Source organism: Roseomonas sp. TAS13, assembly GCF_001950415.1.
GTDB classification, from domain to species: domain Bacteria; phylum Pseudomonadota; class Alphaproteobacteria; order Acetobacterales; family Acetobacteraceae; genus Roseomonas; species Roseomonas mucosa.
Window position 1 is genome coordinate 17,849 of the sequence record NZ_BDLP01000009.1, and the last position, 16,503, is coordinate 34,351.

Consider the following 16,503-nt stretch of genomic DNA (forward strand, 5'->3'; position numbering starts at 1 on the left):
TCAGGGCCGGACAGAATCAGGGCCGGACAGAATCAGGGCCAGACGGGCGCGCCCTCCAGCCCCGCGGTTTCCGGCAGGCCGCAGATCAGGTTCGCGTTCTGCACCGCCTGTCCGGCCGCGCCCTTGCCGAGATTGTCGACCACGCCCATCGCGATCACCAGCTCGCGCTCCGGATCAGCCGCGTAGCTGACAAAGGCGAGGTTCGAGCCGGTCGCCCACTTGGTCTGCGGCGGCCGGTCGGTCACGCGGACGAAGGCCCGTCCGGCATAGAAGCGCCGCGCCGCGTCCAGGCACCGCTCCGTGGTGACGCGGCCGCGGCAGTAGAGGGTGGCGAGCAGGCCGCGGGTCATCGGCACCAGGTGCGGCGTGAACACCAGCCCGGCCGCGCTGCCGCCGCTCAGCCGCTCGATCGTCCGCTCCATCTCGGGCATGTGGACGTGCCGAAGCAGGCCGTAGGGCACGAGATTCTCGTTGCTCTCGGCATAGCCGAACCGGCTGTCGGCGCCGCCCCGCCCCGCACCGGAGATGCCCGTCTTGGCATCGATCACGATGCGCCCGGGCTCGACCAGCCCTTCGGCCAGAAGCGGTGCCAACGGGGTCAGCACCGCCGACGGGAAGCAGCCGGGATTGGCGACGCGACGCTGTCCCTCGATCCGTTCCGGCCAGATATCGGCGAGGCCGTAGGCCCAGCCCTCGGCATAGCGGTGGTCGCCGCCGATATCGACGATCTTCACCTCCGGGCGGACGCGCGCCAGCGCCTCGGCCGAGCTGCCGGTGGGCAGCGAGGCGAAGAGCAGGTCCAGATCCGGCAGGGCCGCGGGGTCCCAGCGCTCGATCACCATCCCGGCGAGCTTCGCCGGCGCGCCGGGAAAGCGGTCTCCCAGCCGGCTGCCCGCGCTGCCCTCGCCCGCGGCATGGACAAGCTCGAAGGACGGGTGGCCCGCGATCAGGCGCATCGCCTCGCCGCCGCCGAAGCCGCTGATCCCGACAATACCGACGCGAATGCTCATGCTGATGTCCTGCTGCTGGAGGGAGGGCAAAGAAAAACCCCCGGAGCCGGAGGCTGCGGGGGTTCGGAGATGCGGGCGGATGCCGCCTCGGGGGTGAGGACCGCTAGGGAGCGAGTCTCGCCGGGGGAGGGGCCTGTCTGCACGCAGCCACGAGAGCCGCCGCTGGAAAGCAGCGACGGCGTCGGCTCGCGGTGCGGAGACGGAACTCACCCATGGGGCCTACGGTATGGGCTCGTCCGGACACCTGTCAACGAAGGGCGGCCATGTTGCGATCCTCGGCGTGGCCGCACCGGGTCGGGCCCGTGAGAGACCCCGCCGGTCCGGGAGCGGGAGGGCGTGTCCATGCCCTCCACCACCGTCCGGGCCATGCGTGTCCGCCGGCCCGTCCGGCAGCGCCGCGGGAAAACGGGCCTTACTTGCTCTCGCCGGCGGCGGCGATGCCGCGCTCGACCAGGGCCAGGGCCTGTTCCTTGGTGCCCCAGCCGGTGACCTTCACCCACTTGCCGGGCTCCAGGTCCTTGTAGCGAGTGAAGAAGTGCTCGATCTGCTGACGCAGCAGGACGGGCAGGTCGTCCACCGTCTGGACCTCGGTGAAGAGCGTGGTGATCTTGTCGTGCGGCACGGCGACCAGCTTCTCGTCCTGGCCGGCCTCGTCCTCCATCAGCAGCACGCCGATCGGGCGCACGCGGATGGTGGCGCCGGGCACCACCGGGGCGGGGGTCAGCACCAGCACGTCGGTCGGGTCGCCGTCATCGGCCACGGTGCCGGGGATGAAGCCATAGGCGGCCGGATAGGCCATGGGCGTGAACAGGAAGCGGTCCACCACGATGGCGCCGCTGTCCTTGTCCAGCTCGTACTTCACCTGCGAGCCCGGGGGGATCTCCACCACCACGTTGATGTCGTGCGGCGGTGCCTTGCCGGTCGGGATCTTGCTGGCGTTCATGCGGGTCCTGCCGAGGAATGGAGCCAAGAGGCGGCCGGGGCTGGTCCCGGTCCACCGTCTCCGCCCCCCTAGCAGCAATGGGCCGTCTTCGCCACCGCACAGGCTGGCGAGGCGCCCGCATTGCGGCGGCGGGCGGCTTGCGCGGGGAAGGGGGCGGCGGCAGCATCGCCGCCCAGAACGCGCGATCCAGGAATCGTCATGACGCCGCGCCGCATGTTGCCTCCCCTTCTCCTCGGCCTCGCCGCCGCGCTGCGCGGCATCCTGCCGGCCCAGGCCCAGAGTGCTGCCCAGAACGCTGCCCCGGGCCAGGCCCCGGCTTCCTCCGACCCGGCGGGCGAACTCGCGCTGGTGGAAAGGAAGAACTTCGAGATCGCGGGCTTCACCACGCGCGGTGGCGCCACGGTCGGGCGGATGCGCATCGGCTACCAGACCGCGGGCACGCTGGACGCGGCGGGCGGCAATGCCGTGCTGATCACCCACCCCTTCGTCGCCAATGGCCAGGCCTTCGGCCGCAACGATGCGAACGGGCCGCTGGGCTGGTGGGACGCGATCATCGGGCCGGGCAAGCCGATCGACACCAACCGCTTCTTCGTGGTGGCGAGCGACACGCCGGCCAATCTCTATGTGCGGGAAAGCCGCACCACCAGCACCGGGCCCGCCAGCGTCGATCCCTCCACCGGGCGGCCCTACGGGATGAGCTTCCCGGTGCTGTCGATCCGCGACTTCGTGGAGGTGCAGAAGGGGCTGCTGGACAGCCTGGGGGTGAAGCGGCTGGCGCTGGTGGCCGGACCCTCGATGGGGGCGATGCAGGCCATCGAATGGGCGGCGGCCTATCCCGCCCTTGTGGACCGGGTGATGCCCGTGATGCCGATCGGCCGGATGGATGCCTGGCTGCAGGCCTGGATGGAGATCTGGGAGGCGCCGATCCGGGCTGATCCCAACTGGCGCAACGGCGACTACTACGTCCAGGGGCGCGAGCCGCCGTTGCGCGGGCTGACCGACGCGCTGCGGATCATCGCGCTGCAGACCCAGGACCGGGCGGCGCTGTCGCGCTTCGACGGGCGGGCGGCGGAGGGGCAGGACCCGGCGCGCAGGATGACGGACACGGTGGCGGTCGATCCCTACCTGACCGAGATCGCCACGGGGCGGGCAAAGCTCGCCGATGCCAACTCCTTCCTCTACCTGACCCGGGCGATGCAGCTCTTTCTCAACGAATACCCCGACACGCGTGCGGCGCTGTCGCAGGGCAAGGCCTCCTGGCTGCTGGTGCCGGGGGAGCGGGACCGGCTCTTCCCGATCGAGTATGCGCGGGAACTGGAGGGCGTGCTGAAGGGGCTGGGCCGGCCGGTGCGGCTGGAGGCGCTCGACGGGCCGCAGGGACATGGCGAGTGGCTGACCGGCATCGCCGGGGCGGAGGAGGCGATCCGGGCCTTTCTTGCCGAGGCGCCGCGAGCCCCTTAAACCGGCCTCGCGGAGGGCCGGTAGCTCAACGGTTAGAGCTGGCCGCTCATAACGGCTTGGTTGCGGGTTCGATTCCTGCCCGGCCCATCCGCCTTTGCCCGCGCCGCGACGGCGCCGCCGGCCGGGACGGGATGGCTTCGTGATCGCGCTCCAACTGCCGCACACCCTGCCGCTGCTGGCCACGCTGCTCACCGCCGCGCTGGCCGGGCTGGCGCGCGGCTTCTCCGGCTTCGGCTCGGCCCTGATCTTCATCCCCCTGGCCAGTGCGGTGCTGGAGCCGAGGTTGGCCGCGCCGCTGCTGGTCCTGGTGGACAATGCCACGGCCTTTCCCCTGGTTCCGGCCGCCTGGCGCACGGCGGCACGGCGGGAGGTCGCCTGCCTGACCGCCGGGGCGCTGCTCGGCGCACCCCTGGGGGCCTGGCTGCTGCTGCGGATGGACCCGGTGGCGCTGCGCTGGGGCATGTGCGCCCTGGCGGTGGCGATGCTGGCTCTGCTGGCCTCCGGGTGGCGCTATCACGGCCGCCCGGCCCTGCCGCTCTCGCTGGCCGTCGGGGCCGGGTCGGGGCTCTTCTCCGGCCTGGCGCAGATGGGTGGGCCGCCGGTGGTGGCCTACTGGCTCGGCGGCGCGATCCCGGCCGCGAGGGTGCGGGCGAACATCGTGCTGTTCTTCGCCACAAGCGGGGTCATCAGCATGGCCGTCTATCTCCTCGCCGGGCTGCTGACCGGGGAGGTGCTGGTGCTGGCGGCGCTGATGGCGCCGGGCTACGCGCTGGGCCTGTGGTGCGGCAGCCGCATGTTCGGCCGGGCGAGCGAGACCCTGTTCCGGCGGATCTGCTTCGGGTTGATCGCCCTGGCGGCGGCGATCGGGTTGCCGCTCTGGGGGTAGGGCGCTGCCACTGCCCTGTATACCGGCACCGACGCAGTTGCGAGACGACGGGGTTGCGCATCCCGCCCGTGGTCCGATGCTTGCAGGCACGCTCGCAGACCACGACGCGGATTCCCTGGAGAAGCTCATGCGCCTGCCCGGTTCGAGTTCCAGACTGACCCTCGCGCTCTGCCTGGCGGCCCTGGCGGCCATGCCCGCAGCCCGGGCGCAGGGCCCCGTGAAGCCGGGGGGCGAGATGGTGCTCCTCGCCTATGCCGGGGTGTTCAAGGACAATTATTCGCAGGTGGTGGTGCAGCCCTTCTCCCAGGCCAGCGGGGTCACGGTTCAGTATACCGATCCTGGCCTGGGCGGTTCCGCCCAGATGCTGGGCACCCTGCGGGCGCAGAAAGCAGATCCGCAGGTGGACGTGGTGATCATGGATGCCAGCACCGCCGCCGCGGCCTGCGCGGAAGGGCTGGTGGAGCCGCTGACACCCCAGGCCCTGCCGGTGCTGAAGGAACTGGACGAGCAGGCGGGCAAGGTGGGCAATGGCTGCGGCCCGGCGGTGACCTACGACCACCTGACACTGATCTACGATGCCGAGGCGATCAAGGTGGCGCCGGCGCGCTGGATGGATCTCGCCAAGCCGGAATACAAGGGCCGGTCCTCGCTGAGCGCGCCGCCCGACATCCAGGGCATGGCGCTGACCGCGATCCTGGCGCACGGCGCCTCGGGCGACTGGAAGAACATCGGCGCCGCCATTCCGCTGCTGAAGCAGATCGTGCCGAACGTGCAGACCTTCCAGCCGAGCCCGGATGCCTATTCCATGGTGCTGAGCGGGCAGATCGCCTTCGGCACCGGCTGGAACGCGCGCTCGCAGCTCTATCACGACCAGAGCAAGGGCAAGTTGGGCGTGTTGATCCCCGAGGAGGGCACGGCCTTCCAGATCAACACGATCAACATCGTGAAGGGGGCCAAACACCGGGAGCAGGCCATGGCGTTCCTGGGCCATGCCCTTTCCGCCGGGCCACAGGCCGCCTTCACCGACCGCATGTTCTACGGCCCGACCAACCTCCAGGCGCAGAAGGACGCCAAGGCGATCGGCCGCACCGCCCTGGCGCCGGAATACCGCAGCCGCATCGTGCCGATCGACTGGCTGGAGGCGGTGAAGCTGCGCGACAACTGGAACCAGCGCTGGCGGCGCGAGGTGATGACGGCGGCCACGCGCTGATGGCGGGCTATCTGGTGCTGGAGCGGCTGACCCGCCGCTTCGGCGCGGGCGGACCGCTGGCGGTGGACCACGTGTCGCTGGAACTGCCCAAGGGCGCGCTGCTGGCCCTGCTCGGCCCCTCGGGATGCGGCAAGACCACGACCCTGCGCATGATCGCGGGGCTGGAGCAGCCGGATTCCGGCCGTGTCGTGGTGGCGGGGCAGGATGTCACCGCCCTGCCGCCGCACCGGCGCAACATGGGGGTGGTGTTCCAGTCCTATGCCCTTTTCCCGCACATGAGCGCGCTGGCCAATGCCGGTTTCGGCCTGGAGATGCGCGGCGTCGGGCGCGCGGAGCGGCTGGCGCAGGCACGGGGCGCGCTGGAGATGGTGGGCCTCGGCGCGCTGGCCGACCGCAAGCCGCGCGCCATGTCGGGCGGGCAGCAGCAGCGCGTGGCCCTGGCCCGGGCGCTGGCGATCCGCCCCGATCTGCTGCTGCTGGACGAGCCGCTCTCGGCGCTGGACGCCAAGCGGAGGGAGGAGGTGCGCGACGAGATCCGCGCCCTGCAACAGCGTCTCGGCACCACCGCCATCTTCGTCACCCACGACCAGAGCGAGGCGCTGGCCATGGCCGACCTCGTGGCGGTGATGAAGGACGGGCGGATCGAGCAGATGGCCCCGCCGGAGGAGGTCTTCGAGAACCCGGCGACGCGCTTCGTGGCGGGTTTCGTCGGGCGGGCCTCGCGGCTGTCCGGCGCGGTGGAACCGGGCGGGGTGTTCCGGGCCGGCGGCATGGCGCTGCCGGTGGCGGCGGGGCACCCGGTCGGGGCGGCGGAGGCCTTCCTGCGGCCGCACCGGGTGCGGGTGATGCCGGCCGGCCCCACGCCGGAGGGCGCGGTGCTGCTCGAAGGGCACGTGCTGCGCCGGACCTATAGCGGCGAGATCGTCTGGCTGGAGGCGGAGACCCCGGCCGGGCCAGTACAGGCGGAACTGCCCGCCTATGATCCCGGCGCCGCGCTGCGGGTGGGGGATGCGGTGCGCCTCGCGCTGCGGCCGGAGGACCTGCGGGTGTTCCCGGCGTGATCGGCTGGCTGCTGAGCGCACCGGCCCTGCTGGTGCTGGCGCTGGCCTTCCTCTGGCCGATGCTGGGCCTCTTCCGCATCAGCCTGAACCGCACCGCCGAGACCGGGGCGATGGAGACGGCGCTCACCACGGAGACCTATGCCAAGGTCGCGGGGGACCCGTACTACTGGGGGCTCGCCTGGGACACGCTGGTGCTGTCCGCCGGGGCCGCGGCCATCGCCGCGGCGCTGGCCCTGCCGGTGGTGCTGCTGATCCGCCGTGCCTCGCCCCGCTGGCGGGCGCCGCTGGCGCTGATGGCGGTCTCGCCGCTGCTGATCTCGGGCACCGCGCGGGTGGTGGGCTGGCGGGCGATCCTGGGCGATCTCGGGCTGATCAACGTGGTGCTGGGCTGGCTCGGCCTGACCGGCGGCCCGGTGCCGCTGATCAACAACTGGACCGGTGTCTGGATCGGGCTGGTGGAAAGCCTGATGCCCTATGCGGTGCTGGTGCTGATCGCCGGGCTGGGGCGGCTCGATCCCCGGCTGGAGGAAGCCGCCGCGACGCTGGGGGCTGGGCGGACCCGCACCTTCCTGCGGGTGACGCTGCCGCTGGCGGCGCCGGCACTGGGCGGGGCCTTCCTGCTCGGGCTGGTGCTGGGCATCTCCGCCTTCATCACGCCGCGGCTGATGGGCGGCGGGCGGGTCTTCACCGTGGCGACCGAGATCTACGACCAAGCCCTGACCACGGTGGATTGGCCGGTGGCGGCGGTGCTGGCGATGCTGCTGCTGCTGGCTCTGCTGGTGGTGATGCTGCTGCGCGGAGTGCTGACCGGCGTGGCGCGGCCCCGGGGGCAACAGGGGGAGAACGCGGCATGAGACCGGTGACGGAGGCGGGGCCGCTGCTACGGTTCTTCGCGCTGTGCGGCTACCTGCTGCTGCTCAGCCCGGCCGTGGTGGTGCTGGTGGTGTCCTTCAGCGCCGGCAACTACCTGACCTTTCCGCCGCCGGGCTTCTCCCTGCGCTGGTACGAGGCGCTGCTGGCCAACGGGGCGCTGATGGGCGCGCTCGGCACCAGCCTGATCCTGGGGCTGATCGTCGCGGCGCTGGCGCTGGTGGTGGGCGGGCCGGCGGCCTATGCGCTGACGCGGCTGGACTTCCCCGGGAAGGGGGTGGTGGCCGGCCTGCTGGCGGCGCCGCTGCTGCTGCCGACGCTGGTGCTGGGGCTGGGGTTGATGGTGGCCCTTCAGCCGATGCGGCTGATCGCGACCTGGCCGGGGCTGGCGCTGGGGCACAGTCTCGTGGCCATCCCCTTCGCCGTGAGGATCATGGTGCAGGCCTTTGCCGCCGTGCCGCGCGACGTGGAGGAGGCCGCCTGGACGCTGGGCGCCACGCCGCTGCGCGCGGCGCTGCGCATCACCCTGCCGATCGCGACGCCCGGGGCCGTGGCGGCGGGGGCGCTGGCCTTCCTGGTCTCCTTCGACGAGACGGTGATCAGCCTGTTCCTGGCGGGGCCGCGCCTGACGACCCTGCCGGTGGCGATGTTCCAGTACACCGAAAGCCGGTCCGACCCCCTTGTGGCGGCCCTGGCCATGGCGCTGATCGTTGTGGCGCTCGCGGTAGTCCTGTTGGTGGAGCGGCTGGTGGGTTTCCAGCGCGCGCTTGCGAAGGAGTGAGGTGAGAATGCCGAAATACGTCGTGGAGAAGAGCGCGCCGCAAATCAGCGCCGAGGTGATCGCGCTGCTGGAGCAGACGGAGACCGCCACGGTGGGCCACTGGCGCCACTGGGGCTTCGTGGACCGGGGCGTGCAGCCGCTGCTGCGCCACAGGCGGGTGGCCGGTACGGCGGTGACGGTACAGATCCCGGGGCCGGATTCCACCCTGCTGCACCATGCGCTGGGCCTGCTGCGCCCGGGCGACATCCTGGTGGTGGACCGGCTGGGCGATGTGCGCCACGCCTGCTGGGGCGGCGGCGTGACCGTGGCGGCCAAGGCGGCGGGTGCGAAGGCCGGCGTGGTGGACGGGCCCTGCACCGACCTGGAGGAGGTGGAGGCCTCCGATTTCCCGATGTGGTGCCGGGGGCAGGCGCCGATCACCACGCGGATCTACGACCTGGGCGGCCGGCTGAACGTGCCGGTCTCGATGGGCGGCGTGGTGGTGATGCCGGGCGATGCGGTGCTCTGCGACGAGTCCGGCGTGCTGGTGCTGCCGCCCGCCGAGGCGGAGGCCGAGGCGCGTGAGGCGATCACCCGGCAGGAGCGTGGCATGAAGACCCAGGCGCGGGTCGCGGCGGGCGAGAAGCTCGGCGAGATCAGTGGCGCCACGGCCAAGGTGCTGGCTGGGCTGGGCTGAACCTTTCCGGCCCCGCCCGGTGTCTTCTCCGGGCAGGGCAGGAGGGAACCAGCCTCCTGCCCCTTGCAGGCGGCGATCTTTCCAAGCCCTCACGAAACTGTCTCACGGCGTGAGAGCTTCCTGTCTTGATACCGGCCGCGATCAGCCGGCGAGATGAGGGAGTTCAGCCATGTTCCTGCGCAACGCAATCCTGGGTCTGGCCGCGGCCGGGCTGGTCTCGGCTGCCGCGCCAGCCTTCGCACAGACAGCGGACGGCACCCCTGGCAATCCGCCGGGCACCGCCGCCAGCCGGGCGGTGGACCGGGCCGCCGGCACCAATACCTCGGGCGCCTATCCGTCCCAGTCCGACGGCAAGCCCGGCAATCCCTCGGGGACGGCGGCCAGCCGGGCCGCCAAGCGCGCCACGGACGGCACGACGACGCAGCGAAGCCGCCACCACGCCACCGGCAGCAGCGCCAGGCGGCATTCCAGCAACCCGCCGGGCACCGCCGCCAGCCGGGCGGTGGACCGGGCCGCCGGGACCAATACCTCGGGCGCCTATCCTTCACAGTCCGACGGCACGCCGAGCAATCCCTCGGGGACGGCGGCGAGCCGCGCACTGGGCACCACCAACAGCCGCTGAGGCACTCTCGCGAACGGAAGCGGAGGGGATGGTGTCAATCCCTTCCGCTTCCTCGTGCATGCGGCATGGAGACGGGCTTTCCAAGGCTTCACGCAGGGCGTCGGGTTTTCGTGGTTCCGTTCCGCCATCCGGCCGGGGGAGCCGGAGAATCTCAGGGAAGACCTCTCATGTCTCTACGTCACATGTTCCTGGCTCTGGCGGCCGCTGGCCTCGTCACGGTCTCCGTGCCGGCCTTCGCGCAGTCCAGCGACAGCAATGCACCCGCCACGGTGACAGCGCCCGCTGCCAGCCCCGCAACGGGAGCGAAGCACAAGTCCGCCGCCCATCGCACCCAGCGCAGCCGCACCACGCGGCACCATGCGGCCAAGCCCGCCGCGAGCAACGGCTGATCCCGAAGGGGCAACCCTACCTCCGACCTTCGCTTGTCGGAGGCGGCGTTACCCTTCCGGGACTTGGGGGCAAGGTTCCGCCTCGCCCCCGTGCCCCACCCCGCCCGGGCGCCATGCGCCCTGGAGCTGCTTTCGCTGGCGCCCGCTGCCGCCGGACCGCGCCGGGAAGCAGGGCTTCCGGGCAACCGGCCTGCGCGCCGGGACCGTGCCACGCGGCCCGGGCATGGCACGCCGTCTTCCGGCGCGCGGCAAACGCCCCATATGACGCCGGTGTCACGACGCACGCGACGCCCTGACCCCCCGGAACGACAGCACCCGCCACCCGGCCCGGCCTTGGGGGAGGAGATGGTCTGTGCCCTGTGCCTGCGGCCGATCCCGGTCCATGCGCGCTCCAGCCGCCATCACCTGATCCCCCGCCTCAAGGGCGGCACGCACAAGGGGACGGTACGGCTGCACCAGATTTGCCACAGCGCCATCCATGCCCGCTTCAGCGAGGCGGAGCTGGCGCGGCACTTCTCCGATCCGAAGGCGCTGCGGGGTGAGGCGCGGCTGGCGGATTTCCTGCGCTGGATCGCAGGACGGCCGCCGGATTTCCACGCGCCCACCCGCATTCCGCGGGGAGCCGGCCGAGGTGGCGATCCCTGCCGCAGCGGGCGGCGGCGCTGAAGCAGCCCCATTCCGGACCCGCGGCAACGATGCCGATGCTCGACGCTGCGGGGCCGAGCCGGTAGAACCGGCCGTAAATCCTTCCACGTTCTGCCTGAAAGACCGCGCCATGGCCGCCTACCAGTATGTCTATGTGATGAAGGATCTCACCAAGTCCTATCCGGGCGGGCGCGAGGTCTTCAAGGGCATCACGCTGAGCTTCCTGCCCGATGCCAAGATCGGCGTGCTGGGCCCGAACGGTGCCGGCAAGTCCACGCTGATGCGCATCATGTCGGGGCAGGACAAGGAATATGGCGGCGAGGCCTGGGCGGCCGAGGGCGTCCGTGTAGGCTATCTGAGCCAGGAGCCTCATCTCGACCCCGACAAGACCGTGGGCGAGAACGTCATGGGCGCCTTCGCCGCGGTGCAGGCCGACCTCGCGCGCTTCAACGAGATCTCGATGAAGTTCGCCGAGGAGATGACGGAAGACGAGATGAACACCCTGCTGGCCGAGCAGGCCGAGCTGCAGGAGCGCATCGACGCCGCCAATGGCTGGGAGATCGACCGCACCGTCGAGATCGCGCTCGACGCGCTGCGCTGCCCGCCCTTCGACAGCCCGGTGACCAATCTCTCGGGCGGCGAGCGGCGGCGCGTGGCGCTGTGCAAGCTGCTGCTGGAGAAGCCGGAGCTGCTGCTGCTCGACGAGCCAACCAACCACCTGGACGCCGAGAGCGTGAGCTGGCTGGAAAAGACGTTGCGCGAGTATCCGGGCGCGGTGCTGGTGGTGACCCACGACCGCTACTTCCTGGACAACGTGACCAACTGGATCCTGGAGGTCGATCGCGGCCGCGGCATCCCGTACCAGGGCAACTACTCCTCCTATCTGGAGGCCAAGCGCAAGCGGCTGAAGCAGGAGGAGAAGGAGGAGAGCACGCGTCAGCGGCAACTGGCCGAGGAGCAGGAATGGATCGGGCGCAGCCCCTCCGCCCGCCAGGCCAAGAGCAAGGCGCGCATCCAGGCCTATGAGGAGCTGCTGCTCAAGAGCCAGGACAAGGCGCCCGACCCGACCGAGATCCAGATCCCGCCCGCGCCCCGCCTGGGCAACACGGTCATCGTGGCCGAGGAAATCCGCAAGGGCTTCGGCAACCGGCTGCTGATCGACGACCTGAGCTTCAAGCTGCCGCCCGGCGGCATCGTCGGCGTGATCGGCCCGAACGGCGCCGGCAAGACCACGCTGTTCAAGATGATCACCGGCGTGGACCAGCCGGATTCCGGCAGGATGATCGTCGGCGAGTCCGTGCAGCTCGGCTATGTGGACCAGAGCCGCGACAGCCTGGATGACAAGCGCACCGTCTGGCAGGAAATCTCCGACGGACAGGACATGATCACCATGGGCAAGCGGTCCGTGCCCTCGCGCGCCTATTGCGCCGCCTTCAACTTCAAGGGCGGCGACCAGCAGAAGCCGGTGGGCGTGCTGTCGGGCGGCGAGCGGAACCGGGTGCATCTGGCGAAGATGCTGAAGAACCCGCACAACGTGCTGCTGCTGGATGAGCCGACCAACGACCTGGACGTGGACACGCTCCGCGCCCTGGAAGAGGCGCTGCAGGACTTCGCGGGCTGCGCGGTGATCATCTCGCACGACCGCTGGTTCCTGGACCGGCTGGCCACCCACATCCTGGCCTTCGAGGGCGACAGCCACGTGGAGTGGTTCGAGGGCAACTACCAGGCCTATGAGGCCGACAAGAAGCGACGTATGGGCGCCGCGGCCGACGAGCCGCACCGGATCAAGTACCGGCCCCTCACGCGCTGAGCGCGTGGGGGACGGGTTCCCGTCCTCCTTCCGGTGAGCCCGCCGCCTTGCCCCCGGTCAGGGGTGGGATGGCGGAGCCGGCCCCCTGGTGTCACGTCCACAATGTTCCATTCCTCCGATTCCCTGCGGCTGTCCCGGCTGGTCCGGACGCCGCGCCTCCTGCTCCTGCCCGTTGGCTGGGAGAACCTGCCCGAGCTGACCGCGCTCAAGGCAGATGAGCGGGTCTTCGCCATCATGCTGCACGGCGTACGAAGCCCGGAGCGCGCGCGGGAGGAGATGGAGGACGACATCGACTTCTGGACCGTGCGCGGCTACGGCACCTGGTGTGTCCACCGGCAGGAGGACGAGGCCTTCCTCGGCATCGCCGGGCTGATGGAGAGGCCGGACGGGCGTGGCGTGGCGCTGCGCTTCGCGCTCTGGCCGGAATGCCGCGGCCACGGCTATGCGCGGGAGGCCGCCGCCGCCGCCCTGGCCTTCGGGCATCGGGCGGGACTGGAGCGGATCATCGCCGTGGCGCGGGAAACCAACCAGGGCTCGCGCGCCGTACTGGCGGATATCGGCATGGTCCCGGCGGACAGCTTCATGAACAAGGGCCACCGGATGATGGTCTATGAGAGCCGCCGGAGGGGCGAGCAGAAGCCGGTCTGAGCCCCCGACGCCCCAGGCCGTGCCCGTTGCCACGTGAACACGCGCTTGTGACATGGCGAAGACGCCGTTCGGATCGCTTAGCGAACGGAGCGACGGGCCGGCCGCCGGGGCCGGCATTCCCCTGCTCCCCTTAGGAGACGAGGATGTACAAGCCTTTGGTGATCGCGGGTTGCCTGATTTCGCTCGCCGCCTGTAGCGGCCCCGACCGCCCGATGCCGCAGGCCGACCGATCCCCGCGGGACAGCCTGAACAACAACTTCAACCCGACGACGCAGGCAATGCCGGGCGCCACGCCGCGTGACGACAGCAGCAGCGGCTCCCAGGCGCGCGGCGGGCCGGGGACAGGCGCGATCCGCTGAACCGGGCTTCCACCCGGAAGCCGGAAGATTGAGCCTTTCCGACAAAATCTGACGCGGCCGGGGAGGGCCATGGCCTTCCCCGGCCGGAAGTCGGCCTGCCTCAGCGCCCTTCCTGGGCCTGGAGCTGGGCGATCTGCTGCTTCATGGCATCCAGCAGGGCGGCGACGCGACCGCCGTTGCGGCTGATGACCGAGGAGTACTCGGACCGCTGCGTCAGGCGCAGGGAGGCCCCTTCCGCGATGACGTCCACGATCTTCGGCTGCCCGCCGACATCGCTGACCCGCCAGTCGAGGGTGAAGGGCGCGGTGCTGGGGCGTTCGATAATGGTGTTCACCAGCACGTCGTCCTCGGTGCGCTGCTGCGCGCGGCCCAGCGAGAAGCGGACGCCCTGATACTCGCCGAAACGGGCGGACAGGTTGCGGATCAGCGTCTCCTCGAAGAGGCGCATGTATTCCTGTTGCTCGGCCGGGCTGGCCTGGCGCCACCAGCGGCCCAGGATGAAGCGGCCGACGCCCTGGATGTCCACGGAGCGACGCAGGACGCCAGCCACCTGCTGGCGGCGCTGTGCCACTGGGGTATTGGCGTTGATCGCCGCCACCAGCTCCTGCCCGGTGCTCTGGATGAAGGCGGTGGCGCGGCCCGGGTCCACGGTCTGGGCCAGGGCCGGGTGGCGGAGGGCCAGCGCGGCGGGCAGGGCCAGGGCGGCCAGGAGCAGCGGGCGTCGGGTCATGGGGCTTGTCATATCGTCTTCCGCAATTCTCTGTCGGCCGGAGGGGGGGTCCAGGCCAGGGGCTGGTCCCCGGGGTTGCCGGCGCCGGTGTCCCGGACGGCCGTGCGGTCCGGGCCGGCCAACCCTCAGGTTGACGCGGTCCGGGCCGCCTGCCCGGATTCCTGGGTAAAGCGGCTATCGGGTCACGGGTTTGCCATCCCTCGGCGCGTTCTTCCAGAGGGGGCCTCCGGGGGAGGCCCCGGAGAGGGAAGAGGTGGCCCGATGAGCCCCGGCCCCTGGTGCTTCGCCGGGAGTTCCGGCCTCAGTTCGTGGGCAGGCGGGAAGGCGGCGCCGGCTGCCGCCTGTCCAGGCTCGGCGCGGCGCCGGGGATGCGGGTGCCGACGCCGATGCCCGTGCTGGCGGCGGTCGGGTTGGCGGGGCCCGGGGCAGGGGCGGCGCCGGTGCTGGCGATCTGCGCGTTGCGCTGCTGGCGGTAGCCGGAGCGGTAGGTGGCGTAGGGGTCGAGGCTGGTCCGGTTGATCGCGTCGATGGTGTCGATCAGCCTTTCGCGGGTGTCGAGCCCGCCCAGCACCGGCACGCCGTAGTCATAGGCGTAGTTCAGGCCGTCGCTGCCGAAGGTGAGATAGGTGAAGGGGTTGGCGGCGATGCCGGCGCCATAGCCGGTCAGGTCGCGCGGATTGGAGGGACCGAGCAGCGGAATGAAGAGGTAGGGGCCCTCGCCGACCCCGGCCTTGCCGGCAGTGATGCCGAAATCGGCGTCATGCGCGGGCAGGCCCATGCTGGCGGCGACATCGAAGAGGCCGCCCAGCCCGACCGTGCTGTTCAGCATGAAGCGGGTCAGCGTGTCGCGGGCGCGGCCGACCTCGCCCTGGATCACGTCGTTGATGAAGATGACCGGCGCCTTCAGGTTGCCGATGGCGTTGTGGACGCCGTCGCGCACCGGCTGCGGCAGCACGGCGCGGTAGCCCAGGGCGGCGGGGCGCAGGGCGTATTTGTCGATGCCCTGGTGCACGTCGAACATGGCGCGGTTGAACGGCTCGATCGGGTCGTTGGTTTGCTGGAATTCGGCGACCGCCTCCGGGTCGGACGGATCGGGGCGCGTGGCGCAGGCGCTCATGCCCAGCACCAGCGTAATGGCCAGAAGGCGGAAGGAACGCATTGTTTCGGACAGGCTCCGATGAGACATCATTGATGATTCGCCTTACCACCGGGACGGCGAAAGGACGAACTGCGGCCCGGACAAGATATCGCGACAGGATGGCGGGTCCGGCCGGCGATGTCCCGCCGAAAAACGGGTGGAACCAAAAAGGAGACGGTGCCACCCGGGAACGGACAGGCTATGAGGAGGCGCATGAACCATGTCGCGACCCCCGGTGCCGGCGCTTCCGGTGCCAGCCCAGGCCATGATCCCGGCATCCATCCGGGCGCCAACCCGTTGGGCCGCTGGCTGACCGGGCCACGCTTCGGCGCGTTGCCGGCCCCGGCCGCCCTGCCGGCTCCGGCCTTGTCCTTCGAGTTCTTTCCGCCGCGCACGGAGGCGCTGGAGAACCAGCTCTGGGCCTGCATCCGGCGGCTGGAGCCACTGGCGCCCCGCTTCGTCTCCGTCACCTATGGCGCGGGCGGCACCACCCAGGCGCGCACCCACGCCACCGTGTCGCGACTCGTGCGCGAGACCGCGCTGACGCCCGCGGCGCACCTGACCTGCGTCGGGGCCTCCTGCGGCGAGGTGGACGACGTGGCGCGGCAGTACTGGGATGCCGGGGTGCGGCACATCGTGGCCCTGCGCGGCGACCCGCCGGCCGGGGCTCCGGACTACGTGCCGCATCCGCAGGGCTATGCCTATGCGGCGGATCTGGTGGAGGGGCTGCGGCGGGTCGCGCCCTTCGAGATCTCGGTGGCGGCCTATCCGGAAACGCATCCCTCGGCACGTTCCGCCGAGGCCGACCTCGACAACCTGAAGCGCAAGATCGACGCGGGGGCGACCCGGGCGATCACCCAGTACTTCTTCGACACCGAGACCTTCCTGCGCTTCATCGACCGGGCGCTGGCGGCGGGCATCTCCGTGCCGATCGTGCCGGGCATCATGCCCGTCTCGAACTTCAACCAGATGCGGAACTTCTCCGCCCGGATCGGCGCCTCGGTGCCGGACTGGATGGCGGCGCTGTTCGAGGGGTTGGACGACGACGCCGAGACCCGCCGCATGGTGGCCGCCGTGGTGGCGGCGGAGCAGGTGCGGCTGTTGCAGGCCAATGGCGTGGACGAGTTCCATTTCTACACGCTGAACCGGCCCGACCTGACCTATGCCATCGCCCATATCCTGGGTGTGCGCCCGTCCCGCCCCGCCGATCCGGCGAGCGAATCCGGCGTGGAGGAGGAAGGCAAGGCCGAGGCGGCCAGCCGGC

Annotated in this window: 18 protein-coding genes and 1 tRNA gene; 15 read left to right on the forward strand and 4 right to left on the reverse strand. The window is 71.0% G+C overall.

Annotated elements, in window-relative coordinates; translation table 11 throughout:
• Positions 1–32: 32 nt before the first annotated feature.
• Both argC and ppa read right to left on the reverse strand, forming a co-directional pair.
• Positions 33–1,010: an N-acetyl-gamma-glutamyl-phosphate reductase gene (gene argC / locus ROTAS13_RS01720; RefSeq protein ID WP_019459454.1), complete on the reverse strand. Its 978-nt coding sequence runs from the start codon at positions 1,008–1,010 to the stop codon at positions 33–35.
• 412 nt (positions 1,011–1,422) lie between these two features.
• Positions 1,423–1,953, reverse strand: a complete 531-nt coding sequence (ppa, locus tag ROTAS13_RS01725; RefSeq protein WP_019459453.1) for an inorganic diphosphatase — start codon at positions 1,951–1,953, stop codon at positions 1,423–1,425.
• A gap of 198 nt (positions 1,954–2,151) precedes the next feature.
• Here ppa and ROTAS13_RS01730 point away from each other — a divergent pair, with 198 nt between their 5' ends.
• The 14 genes from ROTAS13_RS01730 to ROTAS13_RS01795 all read left to right on the forward strand — a co-directional run bounded on the left by ROTAS13_RS01730 (position 2,152) and on the right by ROTAS13_RS01795 (position 13,371).
• Positions 2,152–3,414, forward strand: coding sequence for a homoserine O-acetyltransferase (locus ROTAS13_RS01730; RefSeq protein WP_075821374.1), 1,263 nt, complete (start codon positions 2,152–2,154; stop codon positions 3,412–3,414).
• A 14-nt stretch (positions 3,415–3,428) separates the two neighbouring features.
• Positions 3,429–3,501 (forward strand) — tRNA-Ile (locus tag ROTAS13_RS01735).
• A 52-nt stretch (positions 3,502–3,553) separates the two neighbouring features.
• Positions 3,554–4,300, forward strand: a complete 747-nt coding sequence (locus ROTAS13_RS01740; protein ID WP_058389713.1) for a sulfite exporter TauE/SafE family protein — start codon at positions 3,554–3,556, stop codon at positions 4,298–4,300.
• Positions 4,301–4,427: 127 nt separating this feature from the next.
• Positions 4,428–5,510, forward strand: a complete 1,083-nt coding sequence (locus tag ROTAS13_RS01745) for an extracellular solute-binding protein (protein WP_019459450.1) — start codon at positions 4,428–4,430, stop codon at positions 5,508–5,510.
• On the forward strand, positions 5,510–6,571 hold the full coding sequence (locus tag ROTAS13_RS01750) for an ABC transporter ATP-binding protein (protein ID WP_075821375.1): 1,062 nt from the start codon (positions 5,510–5,512) through the stop codon (positions 6,569–6,571). Before ROTAS13_RS01745 ends, ROTAS13_RS01750 begins: the two co-directional genes overlap by 1 nt.
• Positions 6,568–7,425 (forward strand): ABC transporter permease, encoded by an 858-nt coding sequence (locus tag ROTAS13_RS01755; protein WP_075821376.1) that lies wholly within the window; start codon positions 6,568–6,570, stop codon positions 7,423–7,425. Before ROTAS13_RS01750 ends, ROTAS13_RS01755 begins: the two co-directional genes overlap by 4 nt.
• Positions 7,422–8,222 (forward strand): ABC transporter permease, encoded by an 801-nt coding sequence (locus ROTAS13_RS01760; protein WP_075821377.1) that lies wholly within the window; start codon positions 7,422–7,424, stop codon positions 8,220–8,222. Before ROTAS13_RS01755 ends, ROTAS13_RS01760 begins: the two co-directional genes overlap by 4 nt.
• A 7-nt stretch (positions 8,223–8,229) precedes the next feature.
• The gene (locus ROTAS13_RS01765) at positions 8,230–8,898 is read left to right on the forward strand and encodes an RraA family protein (protein ID WP_019459446.1); all 669 of its coding nucleotides are present in this window, start codon (positions 8,230–8,232) and stop codon (positions 8,896–8,898) included.
• Positions 8,899–9,067: 169 nt separating this feature from the next.
• Positions 9,068–9,520 (forward strand): hypothetical protein, encoded by a 453-nt coding sequence (locus tag ROTAS13_RS01770; protein WP_075821378.1) that lies wholly within the window; start codon positions 9,068–9,070, stop codon positions 9,518–9,520.
• A gap of 167 nt (positions 9,521–9,687) precedes the next feature.
• The gene (locus tag ROTAS13_RS01775; RefSeq protein ID WP_126281947.1) at positions 9,688–9,909 is read left to right on the forward strand and encodes a hypothetical protein; all 222 of its coding nucleotides are present in this window, start codon (positions 9,688–9,690) and stop codon (positions 9,907–9,909) included.
• A 345-nt stretch (positions 9,910–10,254) separates the two neighbouring features.
• Complete coding sequence (locus ROTAS13_RS01780; protein ID WP_226946036.1) at positions 10,255–10,575, forward strand: HNH endonuclease; 321 nt, start codon at positions 10,255–10,257, stop codon at positions 10,573–10,575.
• Between the two features lie 109 nt (positions 10,576–10,684).
• Positions 10,685–12,364: an energy-dependent translational throttle protein EttA gene (ettA, locus tag ROTAS13_RS01785; RefSeq protein ID WP_075821381.1), complete on the forward strand. Its 1,680-nt coding sequence runs from the start codon at positions 10,685–10,687 to the stop codon at positions 12,362–12,364.
• Between the two features lie 102 nt (positions 12,365–12,466).
• The gene (locus ROTAS13_RS01790) at positions 12,467–13,012 is read left to right on the forward strand and encodes a GNAT family N-acetyltransferase (protein ID WP_019459441.1); all 546 of its coding nucleotides are present in this window, start codon (positions 12,467–12,469) and stop codon (positions 13,010–13,012) included.
• Positions 13,013–13,155: 143 nt separating this feature from the next.
• A complete protein-coding gene (locus ROTAS13_RS01795; protein ID WP_058389708.1) occupies positions 13,156–13,371 on the forward strand; it encodes a hypothetical protein in 216 nt (71 codons plus the stop codon).
• A gap of 100 nt (positions 13,372–13,471) precedes the next feature.
• Here ROTAS13_RS01795 and ROTAS13_RS01800 read toward each other — a convergent pair whose 3' ends face one another.
• The gene (locus ROTAS13_RS01800; RefSeq protein ID WP_019459439.1) at positions 13,472–14,101 is read right to left on the reverse strand and encodes a phospholipid-binding protein MlaC; all 630 of its coding nucleotides are present in this window, start codon (positions 14,099–14,101) and stop codon (positions 13,472–13,474) included.
• A gap of 301 nt (positions 14,102–14,402) precedes the next feature.
• On the reverse strand, positions 14,403–15,260 hold the full coding sequence (locus ROTAS13_RS01805) for a VacJ family lipoprotein (RefSeq protein ID WP_019459438.1): 858 nt from the start codon (positions 15,258–15,260) through the stop codon (positions 14,403–14,405).
• Between the two features lie 192 nt (positions 15,261–15,452).
• On the opposite strand from ROTAS13_RS01805, the gene metF reads away from it, so the two are divergent.
• Positions 15,453–16,503, forward strand: a 1,051-nt coding sequence (gene metF, locus ROTAS13_RS01810; protein WP_253187618.1) for a methylenetetrahydrofolate reductase [NAD(P)H], incomplete at its 3' end; no start/stop codon positions are given.

Coding starts and splice junctions, on each gene's coding strand:
- ppa (WP_019459453.1), bottom strand. CDS start 1,953: ATGAACGCCAGCAAGATCCCGACCGGCAAGGCACCGCCGCACGACATC.
- ROTAS13_RS01805 (WP_019459438.1), bottom strand. CDS start 15,260: ATGCGTTCCTTCCGCCTTCTGGCCATTACGCTGGTGCTGGGCATGAGC.
- ROTAS13_RS01775 (WP_126281947.1), top strand. CDS start 9,688: ATGTCTCTACGTCACATGTTCCTGGCTCTGGCGGCCGCTGGCCTCGTC.
- ROTAS13_RS01745 (WP_019459450.1), top strand. CDS start 4,428: ATGCGCCTGCCCGGTTCGAGTTCCAGACTGACCCTCGCGCTCTGCCTG.
- ROTAS13_RS01760 (WP_075821377.1), top strand. CDS start 7,422: ATGAGACCGGTGACGGAGGCGGGGCCGCTGCTACGGTTCTTCGCGCTG.
- ROTAS13_RS01750 (WP_075821375.1), top strand. CDS start 5,510: ATGGCGGGCTATCTGGTGCTGGAGCGGCTGACCCGCCGCTTCGGCGCG.
- ROTAS13_RS01800 (WP_019459439.1), bottom strand. CDS start 14,101: ATGACCCGACGCCCGCTGCTCCTGGCCGCCCTGGCCCTGCCCGCCGCG.
- ROTAS13_RS01730 (WP_075821374.1), top strand. CDS start 2,152: ATGACGCCGCGCCGCATGTTGCCTCCCCTTCTCCTCGGCCTCGCCGCC.
- ROTAS13_RS01770 (WP_075821378.1), top strand. CDS start 9,068: ATGTTCCTGCGCAACGCAATCCTGGGTCTGGCCGCGGCCGGGCTGGTC.
- ROTAS13_RS01780 (WP_226946036.1), top strand. CDS start 10,255: ATGGTCTGTGCCCTGTGCCTGCGGCCGATCCCGGTCCATGCGCGCTCC.
- ROTAS13_RS01790 (WP_019459441.1), top strand. CDS start 12,467: ATGTTCCATTCCTCCGATTCCCTGCGGCTGTCCCGGCTGGTCCGGACG.
- ettA (WP_075821381.1), top strand. CDS start 10,685: ATGGCCGCCTACCAGTATGTCTATGTGATGAAGGATCTCACCAAGTCC.
- ROTAS13_RS01795 (WP_058389708.1), top strand. CDS start 13,156: ATGTACAAGCCTTTGGTGATCGCGGGTTGCCTGATTTCGCTCGCCGCC.
- argC (WP_019459454.1), bottom strand. CDS start 1,010: ATGAGCATTCGCGTCGGTATTGTCGGGATCAGCGGCTTCGGCGGCGGC.
- ROTAS13_RS01765 (WP_019459446.1), top strand. CDS start 8,230: ATGCCGAAATACGTCGTGGAGAAGAGCGCGCCGCAAATCAGCGCCGAG.